General features: G+C 65.8%; 18 protein-coding genes. 8 read left to right on the top strand and 10 right to left on the bottom strand.

What is annotated here, in order from left to right:
* Positions 1–37: 37 nt before the first annotated feature.
* Entirely contained in the window at positions 38–823 is a 786-nt protein-coding gene (locus J2Y63_RS01920) for an SDR family oxidoreductase (RefSeq protein ID WP_435264670.1), read from the top strand.
* 5 nt (positions 824–828) lie between these two features.
* Here J2Y63_RS01920 and J2Y63_RS01915 read toward each other — a convergent pair whose 3' ends face one another.
* The 6 genes from J2Y63_RS01915 to J2Y63_RS01890 all read right to left on the bottom strand — a co-directional run bounded on the left by J2Y63_RS01915 (position 829) and on the right by J2Y63_RS01890 (position 3,866).
* A complete protein-coding gene (locus J2Y63_RS01915) occupies positions 829–1,107 on the bottom strand; it encodes a hypothetical protein (RefSeq protein WP_435264669.1) in 279 nt (92 codons plus the stop codon).
* 32 nt (positions 1,108–1,139) lie between these two features.
* Complete coding sequence (locus J2Y63_RS01910; RefSeq protein ID WP_435264668.1) at positions 1,140–1,286, bottom strand: hypothetical protein; 147 nt, start codon at positions 1,284–1,286, stop codon at positions 1,140–1,142.
* 13 nt (positions 1,287–1,299) lie between these two features.
* Complete coding sequence (locus J2Y63_RS01905) at positions 1,300–2,220, bottom strand: dihydrodipicolinate synthase family protein (RefSeq protein WP_435264667.1); 921 nt, start codon at positions 2,218–2,220, stop codon at positions 1,300–1,302.
* A gap of 13 nt (positions 2,221–2,233) precedes the next feature.
* The gene (locus J2Y63_RS01900; protein WP_435264666.1) at positions 2,234–2,659 is read right to left on the bottom strand and encodes a hypothetical protein; all 426 of its coding nucleotides are present in this window, start codon (positions 2,657–2,659) and stop codon (positions 2,234–2,236) included.
* Entirely contained in the window at positions 2,652–2,846 is a 195-nt protein-coding gene (locus J2Y63_RS01895) for a hypothetical protein (RefSeq protein WP_435264665.1), read from the bottom strand. Before J2Y63_RS01895 ends, J2Y63_RS01900 begins: the two co-directional genes overlap by 8 nt.
* 135 nt (positions 2,847–2,981) lie before the next feature.
* Complete coding sequence (locus J2Y63_RS01890) at positions 2,982–3,866, bottom strand: LysR family transcriptional regulator (protein ID WP_435264664.1); 885 nt, start codon at positions 3,864–3,866, stop codon at positions 2,982–2,984.
* A 120-nt stretch (positions 3,867–3,986) separates the two neighbouring features.
* Between J2Y63_RS01890 and J2Y63_RS01885 the strand changes: the two genes are divergently transcribed.
* Positions 3,987–4,817 (top strand): oxidoreductase, encoded by an 831-nt coding sequence (locus J2Y63_RS01885; RefSeq protein WP_435264663.1) that lies wholly within the window; start codon positions 3,987–3,989, stop codon positions 4,815–4,817.
* A 181-nt stretch (positions 4,818–4,998) separates the two neighbouring features.
* Here J2Y63_RS01885 and J2Y63_RS01880 read toward each other — a convergent pair whose 3' ends face one another.
* The gene (locus J2Y63_RS01880) at positions 4,999–5,868 is read right to left on the bottom strand and encodes a bile acid:sodium symporter family protein (RefSeq protein ID WP_435264662.1); all 870 of its coding nucleotides are present in this window, start codon (positions 5,866–5,868) and stop codon (positions 4,999–5,001) included.
* Positions 5,869–6,091: 223 nt separating this feature from the next.
* Between J2Y63_RS01880 and J2Y63_RS01875 the strand changes: the two genes are divergently transcribed.
* Both J2Y63_RS01875 and J2Y63_RS01870 read left to right on the top strand, forming a co-directional pair.
* Positions 6,092–7,132, top strand: a complete 1,041-nt coding sequence (locus J2Y63_RS01875; protein WP_435264661.1) for a fatty acid desaturase — start codon at positions 6,092–6,094, stop codon at positions 7,130–7,132.
* Positions 7,133–7,269: 137 nt separating this feature from the next.
* The gene (locus tag J2Y63_RS01870) at positions 7,270–8,382 is read left to right on the top strand and encodes an aminotransferase class I/II-fold pyridoxal phosphate-dependent enzyme (RefSeq protein ID WP_435264660.1); all 1,113 of its coding nucleotides are present in this window, start codon (positions 7,270–7,272) and stop codon (positions 8,380–8,382) included.
* A 10-nt stretch (positions 8,383–8,392) separates the two neighbouring features.
* Here the strand turns inward: J2Y63_RS01870 and J2Y63_RS01865 are convergent, their stop codons facing one another.
* From J2Y63_RS01865 to J2Y63_RS01855, 3 genes are all read right to left on the bottom strand, one after another.
* Complete coding sequence (locus J2Y63_RS01865; protein WP_435264659.1) at positions 8,393–9,214, bottom strand: response regulator transcription factor; 822 nt, start codon at positions 9,212–9,214, stop codon at positions 8,393–8,395.
* A gap of 64 nt (positions 9,215–9,278) precedes the next feature.
* The gene (locus tag J2Y63_RS01860; RefSeq protein WP_435264658.1) at positions 9,279–10,514 is read right to left on the bottom strand and encodes a cysteine desulfurase-like protein; all 1,236 of its coding nucleotides are present in this window, start codon (positions 10,512–10,514) and stop codon (positions 9,279–9,281) included.
* 99 nt (positions 10,515–10,613) lie between these two features.
* Positions 10,614–12,116 carry an aldehyde dehydrogenase family protein gene (locus J2Y63_RS01855; RefSeq protein WP_435264657.1) on the bottom strand — a complete coding sequence of 501 codons (1,503 nt, stop codon included), beginning with the start codon at positions 12,114–12,116 and terminating at the stop codon, positions 10,614–10,616.
* A gap of 157 nt (positions 12,117–12,273) precedes the next feature.
* On the opposite strand from J2Y63_RS01855, the gene J2Y63_RS01850 reads away from it, so the two are divergent.
* The 4 genes from J2Y63_RS01850 to J2Y63_RS01835 are packed head-to-tail and all read left to right on the top strand — an operon-like array spanning position 12,274 to position 16,936.
* Positions 12,274–13,041 carry an N-formylglutamate amidohydrolase gene (locus tag J2Y63_RS01850; RefSeq protein WP_435264656.1) on the top strand — a complete coding sequence of 256 codons (768 nt, stop codon included), beginning with the start codon at positions 12,274–12,276 and terminating at the stop codon, positions 13,039–13,041.
* A complete protein-coding gene (locus tag J2Y63_RS01845) occupies positions 13,038–13,946 on the top strand; it encodes a LysR substrate-binding domain-containing protein (protein WP_435264655.1) in 909 nt (302 codons plus the stop codon). Before J2Y63_RS01850 ends, J2Y63_RS01845 begins: the two co-directional genes overlap by 4 nt.
* Positions 13,943–15,538, top strand: a complete 1,596-nt coding sequence (locus tag J2Y63_RS01840; protein ID WP_435264654.1) for a GMC family oxidoreductase — start codon at positions 13,943–13,945, stop codon at positions 15,536–15,538. Before J2Y63_RS01845 ends, J2Y63_RS01840 begins: the two co-directional genes overlap by 4 nt.
* Positions 15,539–15,556: 18 nt before the next feature.
* Positions 15,557–16,936, top strand: coding sequence for a glutamine synthetase family protein (locus J2Y63_RS01835; RefSeq protein ID WP_435264653.1), 1,380 nt, complete (start codon positions 15,557–15,559; stop codon positions 16,934–16,936).
* Positions 16,937–16,963 lie beyond the last annotated feature (27 nt).

The following is a 16,963-nucleotide window of genomic DNA, read 5'->3' as shown; positions in this document are numbered from 1 at the left end:
CAGCCGCCGGCCTGCTGCGCATTATGGAGAAGAGACCATGAGACGTTTTGCAGGCCAGACGGTTTTCGTCACCGGGGGCAACAAGGGCATCGGGCGCGGCATCGCCAAGCGCTTCGCGGAAGAAGGCGCGAAGGTCGCCATCGCCGCAATCGAGAAGGATACGATCGAGGCGGCCGCGGTACTGGCACAGGAAACCGGCGCCGAAGTGCTCGGCCTTGCGCTGGATGTGACCGACGCCAAGGCCGTGCAGGAGGCTTACGGCGAGGCCGAGGCAAAGCTCGGCGCCCTGTCCGTCTCCGTGCAGAATGCCGGCGTCATCACCATTGCCAAGGTCGAGAACCTCACCGAGCGCGAATGGGACCTCAACCTCGACGTCAACACCAAGGGTGTCTTCCTGTGCTGCCAGGAGGCGATCCGCCGCTTCCGCGCCAGCGGCACCAAGGGCCGCCTCGTCAACACCGCCTCCGGCCAGGCCCGCCAGGGCTTCATCTACACCCCCCACTATGCCGCCTCGAAATTCGGCGTGGTCGGCCTGACGCAGAGCCTTGCCAAGGAACTCGCCCGCGAAGGCATCACCGCCAACGCCATCTGCCCTGGTATCATCCACACCGAGATGTGGGACTATAACGACCGCGTCTGGGGTCAGATGCTCGGCGAATACGGCCCGGGCGAGTTGATGGCCGAATGGGTGGAAGGCATCCCCATGGGCCGCGCCGGCACCCCCGCCGAAGTCGCCGCCCTCGTCGCCTTCCTCGCATCGGCGGATGCCGCCTACATCACCGGGCAGACGATCAATGTGGATGGCGGGCTCATCATGTCTTGAGGCTGTCAGCGGGCTCGACCTCTGAAGCGCGACGGCGACGCCGGCGGAAGCCGGAATTCGACCAGTTTGCCGCGGCTTTGGCAGCGCACTGCCTTGCGGTCCCTGTTGCTCTCTTCCAGCGCAAAATGCATTGCGGCGTCCTCGCTGGCAAAGATGCCGCCGACGCGGCCGAGGCGATCATCGACGACCCACCAGCCGTGGCAATCGCGGCCGACGGTGAAGCGGGGTGGTTCTGTCCGGCTCGTCACGCGAGGAGGACGCGGCTGTTTGGCATGCGGATGCATGGTTCTTCCTTTCTTCAATTGGGAGAGGTCGCTCAGGGATGCGGCAGGAAATGCTGGGCGAGCGCGGCAGCGGCGAGGATCAGGGCCACGCGCAACACCAGCGCCGGCATCGGGAGTTCAGGCCGTGGCGACGGCATGGTGGTCGCGACGGCCTTGGGGTTCTTCCTTTTGCGTTTCATCGCGGCCTCCTGATCAGCTTGCCTTGGCGAGCTGTGCCGCGCATTCCGGCAGGCCCGCGAGCGCTTGGCGCACCATCGCACCGGCCGGCACTGAGGCGGATACCAGCGGCAGCCGCACCGCTTCGTCGATGCCCAGCAAGGGCGCGAGACCGTGCTTGAGCATGGCGGGATCGGGCATGTCGCCAAGGGCGGCGAAGAGCGGGGCGAGCCGATCCTTCAAGTCGAGCGCGAGATCGACATTGCGGGTGCGCAGGGCCTGGTGGAGCGCGCTTGTCATGCGCGGGGCGAGGTTTGCGGCGGGCGATAGCGTTCCGCATCCGCCGAGCACGTTGAAGGCGAAGGCGGTCGCGTCGTGGGCGGAATAGAGCGCCAGCCGCTCGCGCAACGGGCGGTCGATCACGGCAAGCCTTGCAATGTCGCCGGAGGCGTCGATGAAGCCATGGATGCCGGGGATCGCGCCGAGTTCGCGCAGCGTTTCGGCCGTGACGTCCGATCGGGTCGCGGCAGGATCGGCAAGAACCAGAACCGGAAGCGTGGTGGCCTCCGCGACGGCGCGCAGGTGGGTGATGATGCCTTTCTGCGTAGGCTTGCTGTAATAGGGTGTCGTGACGACCAATCCGTCTGCGCCTTCCGCTTCCGCATCCAGCGCGAGGCCGATGGTGGTCTCCGTCGCATAGGTGCCGACGGCGGCCAGAACCGGGACGGCGAGGCCCGTCGCCCGGACCACCGTGGCAAGCACGGCACGGCGCTCCGCGCGGCTGAGCGCGCCGCCCTCGCCGATCCTGCCGCAGACGGAGAGCCCCGAGACGCCGCTGGCAATCTGCCAGTGCACCAGCGCTGCAACGCCGTCGTGGTCCACGGTATCTCCGCGGAAGGGCGTGACGAGGTCGCAGACCAGTCCCTGCACGGGGAGACGGCGTCGATAATCCTGCATAATGCAAATCCTTTCAGTGTTTTGCGGGGCCGGTAGCGCGCCGGTCCGCCGCAACCAGGGCCGCCATGATGGCGGCCACACGGTCGACATGGACGGCGACGGAACGGGACGGCGAGGCCTCGCGGAAGAGAATGCGGGCGATCCAGTTGCCGTCGATGGATTGCAGGCGGTCCAGATGGCGCCTCGGGCGGGCCGCATCAACGAGCGCGCGGCTTGCACCCTCCAGGTCGTCGCGTTCCATCAGCGCCCGGAACTGCTGCCGGAAGACGACGTCGTCGCGCGCTTCGGCAAGCGAGGGCAAGGAGCGCAGGATCTCCCACAGGTGATGTTCGCGCAGGCGCCGGGCGGCGCCGATGCGTTCCGCCAGTTCATCCGCGGCCGTCGATGGCGCATCGCCGCCCTGGGAATGATGCGTGTCGGACGTGGAGGTCCTAGGCATGGAAGGCGCCGATCAAAACCACGATGGCGACGGCAAGTGCCAGGAGCGAAAGACGCACAGCAAGCGACGGGCTCTGCGTGCCCGCGCTGTCGTGGTGAAAACGATGGTGCATCCGCACGCGGTGATGAAGAAAGATCATCCGCGTCGATAGCGGCGGAAGCGGGTGTTTCGGAAAATCGTTCCGCATGGCGGCACCTCACAAGAGATTGCAGCCATCCGTTGCTGACTGCGATCTCAAGTTAGGCGCGCCGGCATAACTTCTCGATTGGGAAACAGGGCGGAACGAATAGGGATTTCATAAAGACGGCCACGTCTCGAAGTATCACACCCGCATGGCATCGATGACGGCTCTCAGGCCCGCGGACATATGCCGTCGCGTCGGATAGTACAGATAAAGCCAATCCTCCGGCGGGCACCACGCCTGGAGGCATTCGACCAGCCGGCCGCTCTCCACATAGGGCTTGGCGCGCGCCTCCCAGATATAGGCAAGCCCGATGCCGGCAAGGGCTGCCTCCACCATCAATTCATGGTCATGCAAGGCCAGCGGCCCGCGCGGTTCGACATCGATCGCCTCGCCGTCCCGCGCGAAAGACCAGGGATAAAAGGCGCCGCTCGGATACATGTTGCGGATGCAGACGTGGGCCGTCAGGTCGGTCGGCGACCGGGGGATCGGCTTCGTTTCAAAGTAGCCGGGAGAGCCCACCACGGCAAAACGCAGCCGCGGCCTGATCTTGACGGCCACCATGCCTTCCCGAAGGCTCTCGCCCAGCCGAATGCCCGCATCGAACCCGTCCTCGACAATATCGACGAGCCGGTCCGTCGCGACGATTTCCAGTTCCAGCTTGGGATTGTCCCGGATCAGCTCGCCCATGACCGGCCCCAGCACAAAGGGCGCGATCGAGTTGGGGGCGTTGATGCGGACCTTGCCGAACGGCGTCTCGCGGAACTGGTTGAGCGCATCGAGCGCCGAGCCGATATCGCGCAGGGCCGGCGAAAGCTGCGCAAGAAGCATCGCGCCCGCATCGGTGGCGGAGACATTTCGCGTGGTGCGGTTCAGCAGGCGGATGCCGACGCGGGCCTCCAGGTTGCTCACCGCATGGCTGATCGCCGAGGCGGTCACGCCACGCTCCTCGCTCGCCTTTCGAAAGCTGCGATGGCGGGCAACAGCCTCGAAGGCCGCGAGTTCGGAAAGGTCGGTCGTGCGCATTGCTGAGCCAGATTCATGATGATCGACAATATTATCTCGCTAATCGGCGGAATGGCAAAGGGCTAAATTCATCTTGCCGGCCAACGATGGCCGCTCAAATTCAAACCTGAGGTCATTCCTATGAAAACCTGGTTCATCACTGGCGCCTCGCGCGGCTTCGGCGCTCTCATCACGGAACGTGCGCTTGCCAAAGGCGACAATGTCGTCGCCACGGCTCGCAATCCCAAAGCCATCCTCGACCGCTTCGGCGACCATTCCAACCTGCTCGCGGTGGCGCTCGACGTCACCAACGAGGACCAGGCGATCGCCGCCGCCAATTCAGCCATCCAGCGCTTCGGACGCATCGACGTCCTCTTGAACAATGCCGGCTTCGGCCTGCTCGGTGCCATCGAGGAGGCAACCGCGGCCGAAGTCGAGGCGATCTACCGCACAAACGTGTTCGGCCTCCTCAATGTCACGCGCGCCGTCCTGCCGCATATGCGGAAGGCCCGTTCGGGCCGCATCCTCAACATCTCGTCGATCGGCGGATATCGGGCAGGCGCGGGCTTCGGCGTCTATTCGTCGGCGAAGTTCGCGGTCGAGGGCCTCAGCGAATCGCTGCATGCGGAGCTCACCCCGCTCGGCATCCACGTCACCGCCGTGGAGCCCGGATATTTCCGTACGGACTTCCTGGATGCCTCCTCGCTCTCCGTCAGCTCGCCGATCATAGACGACTATGATGGCACCGCAGGCGCCGTCCGGCGGCTGGCTGCCGAAGTGAGCCACAACCAGCCGGGCGATCCAGCGAAACTGGCGGACGTGCTGATCGACTTCGTCGACGCCCCCAATCCGCCGGTCCGCCTGCCTCTCGGCAGCGACACGATCGCGGCGATCGAGAATAAACATGCCTCCGATGCCGAAATCCTGGCAGCTTGGCGGAGCGTTTCGGTCTCAACCGACTTCGCGCGATAACGCGTGCTGCTGGCCTTCTTGGATCTGGAAGAATCAATCCCCGCCGACACGCTTTCTATGGTCGGCGGGATTGTGGGGCGGCGCCATCGTCATCTGCGCCGCCGGCACGCTTCGCGTCTCGCTCTCCTGGGCGATCATATTCCCGCAATTGCGAAAGCGTGATCGCCTCGTCGACTGAGCCTCAGGGCGATGGCTTTATGGTCATGCGGCCATAGGCGACGAGGCTGAAGCCGACGACGTACATGAGCAGGCCGAACAGCGCGGGCGGAACGGCGATCTCGGGCGAATTCATCATGGTGATCGCGAGCAACATGCCGATCGCGGCGTTTCGGATGCTGATCGACAGGGCGACGGTCACCGTCTCGGGGCCGGACAGGCCGAGAATGCGGGAGCCGAGAAAACCGATGGCGATTCCGCTGAAAACCAGGGCGATGACGGCAGGCCCGGCGCTGGCAAGGATTTCCGCCCAGCGGCCATAGACCGAAACACCGATGCCGACGATCAGGACCACCAGCACGACCGCGCCGAATGCGCCCACCATCCTTTCAGCGCGGGCTGCGAATGTCGGGATCCTGTGCCGGATGCCCATGCCGACGATGACGGGCAGCAGGATGAGCCCGACCATGATGCCGATCGTGCGCAGCACGGGTAGGTAGACACGCGCATCGCCATCACTGAAGCGCTCGATCGCGAAGTTGGCAAAGAGCGGCAGCGTGGCAATCGCCACGAGGCTGCCGACCGCGCTCAACGCGATCGACAGGGCGACATTCCCGCGCGCAAAATAGGAAAACAGGCTGGACGTGGTGCCGATCGGGCAAGCAGCGACGATCACGAGACCGACGGCGATCTTGGGCGGCAGGCCCAGGAGTATGGCAATCAGCATGCCCGCCATCGGGACAAGGAAGAGCGCGGCCACGATGCCCCAGATCAGCGCTTTCGGCCGCGCCACCACCCGTTGGAAATCGGTGGGCACCAGCGTCATGCCGATGCCGGTCATGATGACGAACACGGCGATCGGCAAACCGATCTCGATCAGGGCGGACTGCTCCATCTTTCTTCCTTTTCCACGAGGCCGTTGATCGCGCCCGTGCGGATCGTAGCATTGTTCCATTGTCCCGCCAGATGCAATCGATCCTGCCAAGACGCGCACGCCCGTTCACAAACACGTTGGGAACACGAAAAAGAGGATCTATCGCTTGCCCAGGAGGCGTCGGCAGGCTACGCCATCGGCGCCGAGCAGCATGCACTGCAGAACCGAAAGTCACCCCACACCTATGACTGCCATAAAAACGACCGCCCACGATGGCGGCGACCCGGGAAAAGCCTGGCTCAAGATCCTCGCCGCCTATCGCAAGCCGAGTACGGGCCGCAGCGTGTTCGAACTGGCGGTGACGCTCATCCCGTTCGCACTGCTCTGGGCCGCCGCATGGGCATCGATGCATTTTGGCTATTGGTTCGGATTGATCCTGGTCGTCCCGGCCGCGGGCTTTCTGCTGCGCCTCTTCATGCTGCAACATGATTGCGGGCACGGCTCGCTCTTCGGCCGGCGCGGCCTGGATGACTGGACGGGCCGGGCGATCGGCGTTCTCACCCTGACGCCCTACGATTACTGGCGCCGCGCCCATTCGCAGCACCACGCGTCGGCGGGCAACCTCGATGAGCGCGGGGTGGGTGACATCACTACCCTCACCGTCGCGGAATACCGGGCCCTGAAGCCCCGGGGACGGCTCGGCTATCGCCTCTACCGGCATCCCCTGGTCATGTTCGGGATTGGCCCTGCCTGGCTCTTTCTCTTCCAGCAGAGACTGCCGTTCGGCATGATGCGATCCGGCGCACTGCCCTGGATTTCAACGATGGCAACCAACGCCGCCATCCTCGTGCTCGCGGCCCTCGTCATCTGGTGCGTCGGAATTGTGCCTTTCCTGCTGATCCACCTGCCGATCGTGCTGATTGCCGGGTCGGCCGGTGTGTGGCTGTTCTATGTCCAGCACCAGTTCGAGGATACGCACTGGTCGAAGCCGCCGGAATGGACCTTCCAGCACGCGGCCCTGCACGGCGCCTCGCACTATGACCTGCCGCGCCCCCTGCGCTGGATGACCGGCAATATCGGGCTGCACCACATCCATCACCTGTCGAGCCGCGTCCCGTTCTACCGGCTTCCGGAGGTCATGCGCGATCACCCGGAACTGGGCGACCTGGGACGCATCACGCTCAGGGACAGCCTGCGATGCGTAAAACTCATCCTCTGGGATGAGGCATCCAAGAGGCTGGTGACGCTGCGGGAAGTGGAACCCAGGCTTCACGCAGCGGCATAAGGACATCAGAACGGCGCTGCCCTTGTCGCGAAGGCGAACCGAAGGATGGACCGTGCCATCCCCTTCCGGGTGGATGGCACGCGCGGTGGTCTTGCTTTAGGCCTGTTGCATGCCGGCGAGCAGCAAGGAGACCGCCCATGAAATATGTCCGCATGCCCATCGAACTCGAATCGCCCGAACAGCTCGGCTACGACACGATCCGCTACAATCTGTCGGAAAGTTCGGTTGCCGACCGGCGTCTCGGCGAAATCAACGTGAAGCTCGACGACATCTTGCTGTGTTACGGCGATCATCGCGGCGCGCCGGACTTGCGCGGCCTGATCGCCGGCACGGGCGAAGGGCTTGTGGCGGATGATGTGCTGGTGACGGCGGGGGCCGCGGGCGCACTGTTCATCATCTCGACCTCCCTGCTGCAGGCCGGCGACCACATCGTGGTGGTGCGGCCGAACTACGCCACGAATATCGAGACGCCCCGCGCCATCGGCTGCGAACTGAACCTCATCGACCTGACATTCGACGATGGCTACCGGCTGGACCTCGGAAAAATCGAAGCAGCGATCCGGCCGGAGACGAAATACGTCTCGGTCACCTATCCGCACAATCCGACGGGCGTGATGCTGTCGCCGGCCGAGCTTGATGCGCTCGTCGCGCTGGTGGAGCGCAAAGGCATCTACCTGCTGTTCGACGAGACCTATCGCGAGATGACCTTCGGCCCGATGCTGCCGGTTGCCGCCAGCCTGTCGGATCGGGTGATCAGCGTCTCGTCGCTGTCGAAGACCTATGGCATTCCCGGCATCCGCATTGGCTGGCTTATCACCCGCGACGCCGCGTTGATGGACACGTTCCTCGCCGCGCGCGAACAGATCGGCATTTCCGGCAGCATGGTGGACGAATACATCGCTTATGTCGCGCTCAGCCAGCGCGACGAGTGGTTGCGCTTCAACAATGCCCGCATTGCCAGCGCCTTTGCCATCGTCAGGGACTGGATCGAAGCCGAACCGCTGGTCGAGTGGGTCGAGCCGTCCGGCGGCTGCGTCTGCTTTCCCCGCATCGTGCCCGCGGCGAATGTCGATCTCGCCGCCTTCCATGACCGGCTCTACCGCGAGCACCATGCCTATGTCGGCCGCGGCCGCTGGTTCGAGCAGGACGACCGGCATTTCCGCGTCGGCTATGCCTGGCCGACCGAGGACGAACTGCGCCTGAGTCTTGCCGCGATCTCGGCCGCCATACGCGAGAGCCTCAAGGACTGAGCGGGGCGGCCTACAGATTGAGGCTGCGCAGAAATGTGGAAAACAGCTCCTGCTGGGTCGAGAGATTGAGTTTGGCGTAAAGCTTCTGCCGATGGGTCTTCACCGTTGCGATCGAGATGCCGAGATGGTAGCCGATCGATTCGCTGGAATGGCCCTTTAGGATGAGCAGGGCCACCTCGCGCTCGCGCGGGCTCAGCAGCCCGCGGCCGAAATCGGTGAACAGATGGTCGATGGCGCGCGGCTGCGGAGTGGCGTCGCCGCGCGACAGATGCGTCCAAAGACGCCGGAAGATCGCGGCGATCAGGGCGTGCACCTCGCGAAGCCGGGTGACGGACGCTTCATCGAAACCGCCTTCGCTGCGGATGCGCGACAGGCTGATTTCCGCCATCTCACCGCCGGGCAGGTCGATGGCGATGAGCAGCTCCTCCATGCCCTCCGGCCAGCCATGCGTGCGGTATCCCAACTCCTCGTCTTCATGGCGGCGGATGTCGAGGCCGCGATAGAGATCCGACGCGAGGTAATTGTCGGGCGCGAGGTCGCGCATTAGGTAGACGCCTGAAGACAGGCCGCCGAGATAGGCGTTGTGGAACGGGTTCAGCACATAGGTGCCGGCGATGAAGAGCGCGACGGCCCGCTTGGCGCGCGGGCCGGAGAACGTGTCGAAGACATAGCTCGGCCCGCCGTTTCGCCGGTGGACCACCGACAGCGCCAGGTGAAACCGCGCGACCGAACCGATCGCCGCCAGAAGCGCCGTGGCGGCGTCCGGCTGGTCATACCGGTCGAGGGCGTGGGCGAAGGGCGCTATCCAGCTGGCAGCGAGGGGTTCCGACATGGGGCCATCTGTCAAATTCCTGAGGGAAACCGGCTATTTGCCCGCATGGTTATGGCATGGCGGCCTATGAGACAAGCCGCTCGATGACTGCCAGGGTGCGCTCGATCTCGTCTTCGCAATTGTAATGGGCGATGCCGATGCGCACGACGCCCTCCTCCTCTGAAAGGCCGAGGTGGCGGGCGGGCTCCAGCGCGTAATTGTGGCCGGACCAGACATTGATGTCCTCGGCCGCCAGCGCCTCGGCGAAGCGGTGGGTCGAGACGCTCTCGTGGGTGAAGGAGATGGTCGGCACGCGGTGGGCAAAGAGGTTCGGGTTGGCGATTCCCATCAGCTTGACACCCGGCAGCGCCGTCAGGCCACCGATCAGCCGGCGGGTCAGGCCGGCCTCGTAAGCGTCGAAGGACTGATAGGCGCCCGCCATTCGTTCGCGCCGCGTGCCGGCATGGCCCGTCGCCTCGCCGGCCCAGGCCAGGTAGTCGATCGTCGCGGTCAGGCCGGCGAGAAGCTCGGTCTGCGGCGTGCCGGTGCAGAAGCGGTCCGGAATATCGTCACTCGCGCAGCGCACACGGTGCGGCGGCAGCGACCGCAGCAGCGCCTCGCGCCCCCACAAGATGCCGAGATGCGGGCCGAAGAACTTGTAGGACGAGCAGGCCAGGAAATCGCAGCCGATCGCCTGGACATCCGGCAGCCGGTGCGGCGCCAGTTGCACCGCGTCGATCCAGACGAGCGCGCCCGCAGCCCGCGCCAGCGCCGTCAACGCGGCGACGTCGTTGACGCTGCCGGTCATGTTCGAGGCATAGTTGAGCGCGAGGAATTTCGTGCGCGGCGACAGGAGGGCCGCAAGATCCTCGGGCTCGATGCGCCAGCTTTCCCTGTTGAAGGGCAGCCATTTCACCACCAGGCCGCGCGCCTCGGCCATCGCAAGCCAGGGCGAGATGTTGCCCTCGTGGTCCATGCGCGTGACGATGATCTCGTCGCCGGGCGACAGCGTCTGGCCGATGACCTGCGCCATCTGGAAGGCCAGCGTCGTCATGTTCGGGCCGATCACCATCTCCTGCCAGGAGGCGGCATTGACGAATTCCGCCGCCGCCTCATGCGCCGCCCGCCAGATCGCATCGGCCCGTTGCGAGGCGGCGAAACGCCCGCCGAGATTGGAGGATGCCGTCGCCATGGCCTGGGCGACGGCCGCTATGACCTGTTCGGGAACCAGCGTTCCAGCCGGATTGTCGAGATAGGCGGTGCGGGACTGGAGCAAGGCCGGAAAGGCGGCGCGGATCAGATCGATCGGATAGGCGGTCACGGGTATCACTCCTGCGGAATAGGTCTGTTCGATCGCTTATCCCGCGCCCTGAGGGCGGTCGCAATCCACCTGACGGAGGATGGGCCGTATCCGTGGTGACTAGGCCCTTATCTCGACCGCCTTTCGCCGGCTATAGGACGCGATGCCGGCCATGCCGCTTTCGATGCCAAATCCCGACTGCTTCCAGGGCGCGGAGCCGAGGGCGAAGCCGGAGCCCTCGCCGGCCGCGTCGTCGCCCATGACGACCACCTTGCCGGCCTGGATCGTGCGGGCCGCCTCCATGGCGATCGTCAGGTCGCGGGTATAAACGGTGGCGGCAAGCCCGTAGATCGTGTCGTTCGCCAAAGCGAAGGCCTCGTCGGCGGTGCGGAACGACTGGATCGTCAGCACCGGCCCGAAGACTTCTTCCTGCACGATGCGCATGCTCTGCGAAACACCATCGAAGACCGTGGGCGCCACATAGCTGCCCTCTGCCGACGGCGCCACCTGCACGGCCGTCACCCGGCGCGCGCCATCGTGGAGCGCGGACTGGATGTATCCGTCGACGCGCTGCTTCTGCGATGCGCTGGCCAGCGGCCCAAGCCCGGCCTCACCGGAAAATGGCGTGATCAGCCGCATCGCATCGACCTTCGCGGCGAGCGCTTCGGTGAACGGCTTCACGATCGCATCCGCGACGAGAATGCGGGTTCGGGCGACGCAGAGCTGGCCGGCATTCCAGAGGCCCGCCCGCGCGATGCTTGCGGCAATCCGCTCGATATCGCTGGCCATATCCTCGAATACCAGGGCCGGCGACTTGCCGCCGCATTCGAGCAGCAGCGGCTTGCCGTTCGATTGCGCGGCAAGCATCATGAGCGCCCTTCCCGTCGCCGTCGAGCCGGTAAAGCTCATCAGATCGACATCCGGGTGCCCGCCGAGCGCCGCACCGGCATCCGCGCCGAACCCGGTCACCACGTTCAGCACGCCCTCCGGCACACCGGCTGCAACCGCGATCTCCGCGATCTTCAGCGTCGAGTAGGACGCGATCTCGGATGGCTTCAGCACGATCGAATTGCCCGCCGCCAGCGCCGGCGCGATCTTCAGGGCGGCGTTGACCAGCGGGAAATTCCAGGGGGTGATCGCAGCGACGACGCCATGCGGCTCGTCGCGCGAGAAGGCGAGCGTGCGCGGATCGGCGCTCATGACCGCGCCTTCCGTCTTGTCCACCGCGCCGGCGAAGAAGCGGATTAGGCCTTCGGCGATCGACACGTCGAACCGGGCGTCGGCGAGCGGCTTGCCCATTTCCAGCGTGTCGAAAAGTGCCAGCGTCTCCGTGTTCTCGCGCACGAGATCAGCAAAACGACCGAGGATCGCCTGGCGCCGCAACGGGCCGAACGACCGCCAGCGGCCATCCGCAAAAGCCCGCCGCGCCGCCTGGACCGCGCCGTCCACATCCTGCGCATCGCAGGCTGCCACGGCCGGCAACCGACGGCCGTCAGCGGGGTGGACGGGCTCGAAAGTCTTCCCCGCGCTTGACGGACGAAAGGCGCCGTCGATGAATGGCTGGACGGGGAACGCGAGTGCGTTCAAAGCAGCGTCGAAATCAGGAGAAAGGGAAGGCAGCATGAGGTCGGTGTCCTTGAAAAATCCCATGCCGTTTAAGCACGCACATCCATCCGCGGGGAGACGACCGTTGGTGATCACTCGATGCATTTGGATGTCTTATGCGCGGGGTGCCGTTGGCCTAGCGTCGCTGCCAGCATATTCCAGCCGGGCACCATTGATGAACGCAGACCAGCATTTTTTGCATCCCCAGTCCGACGAGGCGTCGATCGAGGAAATCGGTGGCCGTCGTTCGGGCCTCGTGCTGATCTGCGAACATGCCGGACGCGAGGTGCCGGAAGCATGGAACCGGCTCGGCCTCGGCGAGGACTACTTCGACACGCATTTCTCGCACGATATCGGCGCGGCGGAGCTTACCCGCGCGCTCAGCGCCCAGCTCTCCGCACCTGCGATCCTCGCCCGCTATTCGCGGCTGTTCTACGATATCAACCGTGGTTCGCGCTCGTGGGATTGCATTCGCCCGGACATGGGCGGCATTCCCGTGCCCGGCAACCAGAACCTGACGGATGCGGAACGGGATTTTCGCGATGCGCTGGTGCGCGAGCCCTTCGACCGGGCGGTCATCCACCGCCTGCGGCCGGGCGACGTGCTGGTCGGCATCCACAGCTTCTCCGGCATCTATGACGGCAAGGCGCGCCGGACGGAAATCGGCGTGCTGCGCGCCGACGGCTGCCGGACCGGCCAGGCGATGCTCGACTGGCTGAAGCAGGACGGCCGCTTCGTCATCGGCGACAACGATCCCTACGACCTGCGCAAGGTCGCGCCGGGCACGACGACCCGCATCCAGGCCGCGGTCGACGTCGAGGCCATCATCATCGAAGTGCGCAACGACATCATCGATACGGCGGACGGCGTTGAGCAGGTGGCAGCCTGCCTTGCCGATGCGCTTACGGCTCTCGTCTCCTCGAAAGAGGAGGTGCAGCCATGAAATTCCACCAGATCAGCGCCTTCGAGGCCGTGACGCGCGCCGGCGGCATCCGGGCGGCCGCGCGCACGCTCGGCCTGACGCAAAGCGCCATCACCAAGGCGATCCGCGAGCTGGAGGCCGAGGCCGGCGTGTCGCTTCTGCTGCGCAGCGCCCGCGGCGTCGTGCTCACCGAGAGCGGCCGGCAGCTTGCCGCGCGCGCCCATCTCCTCGTCGAGCAGATGCGCGCCGCGCAGGACGATATCCGCCAGCTCAATGCCGGCACCGGCGGCAAGCTGGTCGTCGGCCTGACGCCGACCATCATCGAGACGGTACTGTCCGAGATCATCCGCCATTTCCGCACCCGCATGCCCGGCGTGCGGCTGGTCATTCACGAGGCGTCGCTGCCGGGCTCCCTGCCCGACATCCGCGACGGCACCTTCGACCTCGCCGTCGTCGGCGCCGGCCGGGAACCGGCGACCGCGAGCGACCTCGCCTGCGAATTCCTGCTCAGCGTTAACAAGCGCATCGCGCTGCGCCGTGGCCATCCGCTGGCGGGGATCCGGGACCCGGCGGAGCTTGCCGATGCGGTCTGGGTGCTGCCGCAGGAGCCGAGCGACCCGTCGGACCCGATGCATGCCTTCATGCAGGAAGCGGGCCTCGCCATGCCGCCGAAGCTGGTCGAATGCGTGAGCCTGCCGGCCACGGTTTCGATCATCGCCAACAGCGACATGGTGTCCGCCCTGCCGGAACCCCTGATCGACCAGCCGCATGTCGCAAGCCGCATCGTCAGCCTCGCCTTCGAGCAAAAGCTCCAGCCGAGCCGCTACTGGCTGCTCAGGCGCTCGGCCGTGCCGCTGTCGCCGGCCGCGCTCTTCATGTGCGACCTGCTGCGCACCTATTCGAAAGACATCAAGGACAAACGATGACGACCAAGACCACGGACATTGTCGTCATCGGCGCGGGCTCGGCCGGATCGGTCGTTGCCAACCGCCTTTCGGCGGACGGCACGCGGCGCGTCCTGTTGCTGGAGGCCGGCGGCTGGGACTGGTCGCCGGTGTTCAGCGTTCCGGCCGGCGAGGAGAAGGCGATCGGCAACCCCGATTATGCCTGGGCTTACCGGACGGAACCGGACCCTACCCGCGACGGACGGCAGGAGAACTGGCCGGCCGGGCGCGTGCTCGGCGGCAGTTCCTCGATCAACGGCATGATTTTTCTGCGCGGCAACCGCGGCGATTTCGACGCCTGGGCCGAGGCGGGTGCCGCGGGCTGGAACTATGAAAGCGTGCTGCCCTACTTCAAGCGGCTTGAGCACAACTCTCGCGGCGGTGACGCCTATCGCGGCGCGGACGGCCCCCTGGCCGTCTCGGACGTGCGCACGCCGCACGCGCTGGTTAAGGCCTTTATCGCGGCCGCGCAGCAGGCGGGCCATACCTACAATCCGAATGTCAACGGCGAGACGCAGCTCGGCGTCGGCCCGTTGCAGGCCTCCCAGAAGCGTGGCTGGCGGCACAGCGCGGCGCGGGCTTACCTCTGGCCGACGCTCTTCCGGCGCAACCTGACGATCCGCACGCGGGCGCAGGTCACCCGCATCCTGACCGATCGTGGGCGGGTAACCGGCCTCGACTATGTTCAGGGCGGCACGACGCACCGCATCCATGCGGGTGCCGTCGTGCTCAGCGCCGGCGCGCTCGCCTCCCCGCGCCTCCTCATGCTGTCGGGCATCGGCCCCGCCGATCATCTCCGTGCGCATGGCATCGTCGTGGTTGCAGATCTGCCGGGCGTCGGCGAGAACCTGCAGGAGCATCCGGGCGTGCTGGTCACGGCGGCCGTTCGCACGTGCACCTACAATGTCGAGACGGACCCGCTCAGCGTCGTCAAACACGGGCTGAACTGGATGCTGCGCGGCCGCGGGCCGGGCGCGACGCCAATCGGCCACGCCGTCGCCTTCGCCCGCACGCGCGATGGGCTTGCCGAGGGCGACGTGCAGATCACCTTCACGCCGATCGGCTACAACACCGATGGTGACGGACCGATGCTGCTGCCGTTTCCGGCGATCGTGCTTGCCGTCAATGTCTGCCGCCCGTTGTCGCGCGGCACGCTTCGCCTGCGCTCCGCCGATCCGCACGCGCTTCCCGTCATCGACCACCCGATGTTCGGCGACCCGCAAGACCTCGACACGCTGCGGCGCGGCGCGCTGATGGCGCGCGATATCCTTGCGGCACCGGCCTTCGCCGCGACCTATGAACGGGAGGTCAAGCCGGGGCCTGAGACGCGCAGCGACGAGGACTGGAACGCGTTCCTGCGCCAGAAATCGATGCGTTTCAGCCATCCCGCAGGCACCTGCCGCATGGGGCGCGATGGCGGCGCCGTCGTCGACGAAACGCTGCGCGTGCACGGCCTGTCCGGCCTCTTCGTCGCCGACGCCTCGATCATGCCGACGCTGCCCAGCGCCAACACCAATGCAGCCTCGATCATGATCGGAGAAAAGGCCTCCGATCACATCAAGGCACATCTATAAGCCAAAAGGGGAACCCGCGTGTCCAACGATTACGAAACCGCCCGCGCCGAAAGGGCGTCCGCCCTCGACGACTTCCAGGCGTCGCTCGCGAAGAACGGCGCCCAGTTCATCCAGATCCACCTGCCCGATATCAACGGCAACTTCCGCACCAAGATCGCCCCCTTCAAGATCTCCTCGCAGGGCGAGGCGGTGAACTGCAACTTCTTCTGCACGGCGCCCGGGGAAGGCGCGCCGCTGCTGGAGCCGCTCTTCCCGGCCGAGGTCTCCAGCGAGACGAACGGCTTTCCCAACATGCGCGGCCTCATCGACCCCGCGACGGTGCGCCAGCACGAATGGGCGCCGGAATGGGCCTCGGCGATCGTCGATTCCTTCGAGATCGGCGGCCGGCGCAATCCGCTCGACCTGCGCGGCATCATCGCGCGCCATGAACAGCGGGCGGCCGATCTCGGCTACGAGGTGAAGTTCGCGCTCGAATACGAGTTCGGCATCTTCGAGATCGACGAGGAGAAGATGCGGGCCGGCCGCTACCGCGACCTCAAACCCTGGGGCCATGGCGACATCAACTATTCGCTGATGCGCTCCAAGGGCTTCCAGGCCTTCTTCGCCGAACTCATCCGCCGGCTGAAGGGCGTCGGCATCACGCTCGCCGCGGTGACGACGGAATACGGCTACGGCATGTACGAATATGCGCTGGGTCCGAAGTCGCCGCTGGAGGCGGCCGACGACGCCGTGCGTGCCAAGATCGTCCTTCAGGAACTCTGCCTGGAGCACGGCCTCACCGCCACCTTCATGGCCCGCTTCCAGCCGCTCGGCACGCACAGCGCCTCCGGTGCGCACCACCACCAGAGCCTCTGGAAGGACGGCCGCAATGTCACCGCGGCCGGCGAAAACCAGTTGAGCGCGGTCGGCCGGCACTATCTCGGCGGCCTGCTGCAACACCTGCCGGCGTCACACCTCGCCTTCCGGCCGAACATCAACTCCTACCGCCGCTTCGACCGGGGCGCCTGGTCGCCCACGACGATCGGCTGGGGCCACGAGGATCGCACGAAATCGATCCGCGCCATCACCATCCCGTCGGAGCCGGCCGCCCGTTTCGAGCACCGCGTTCCGGGCTCGGACATCAACCCGTATCTCAGCGTCGCGATGATGCTCGCCGCCGGCCTCGACGGTATCGAGAAACGCCTCGATCCGGATGCCATCGCCGACAGGGAGTTGCCCGATACGCTGGAAGGCTCGATCGCGCTCTTCGAAAAGGACGCCTTCGTGACCGAGGCACTCGGCGCCGGGTTCCAGGCCCATTATGCGGCGAGCCGCCATTTCGAGGCCGCGGCCTTCAAGGCCTGGCTCGACCGGCACATCACCGATTTCGAATTCCAGCGTTATTTCGCCGGCCTCTAGGCCGGTCTTTGCTTGACGACAAAAAAG

The sequence above is a fragment of the Shinella sp. BE166 genome (genome assembly GCF_051201095.1).
Taxonomy (GTDB): domain Bacteria; phylum Pseudomonadota; class Alphaproteobacteria; order Rhizobiales; family Rhizobiaceae; genus Shinella; species Shinella lacus.
This window is presented reverse-complemented; position numbering and strand designations above follow the sequence as displayed.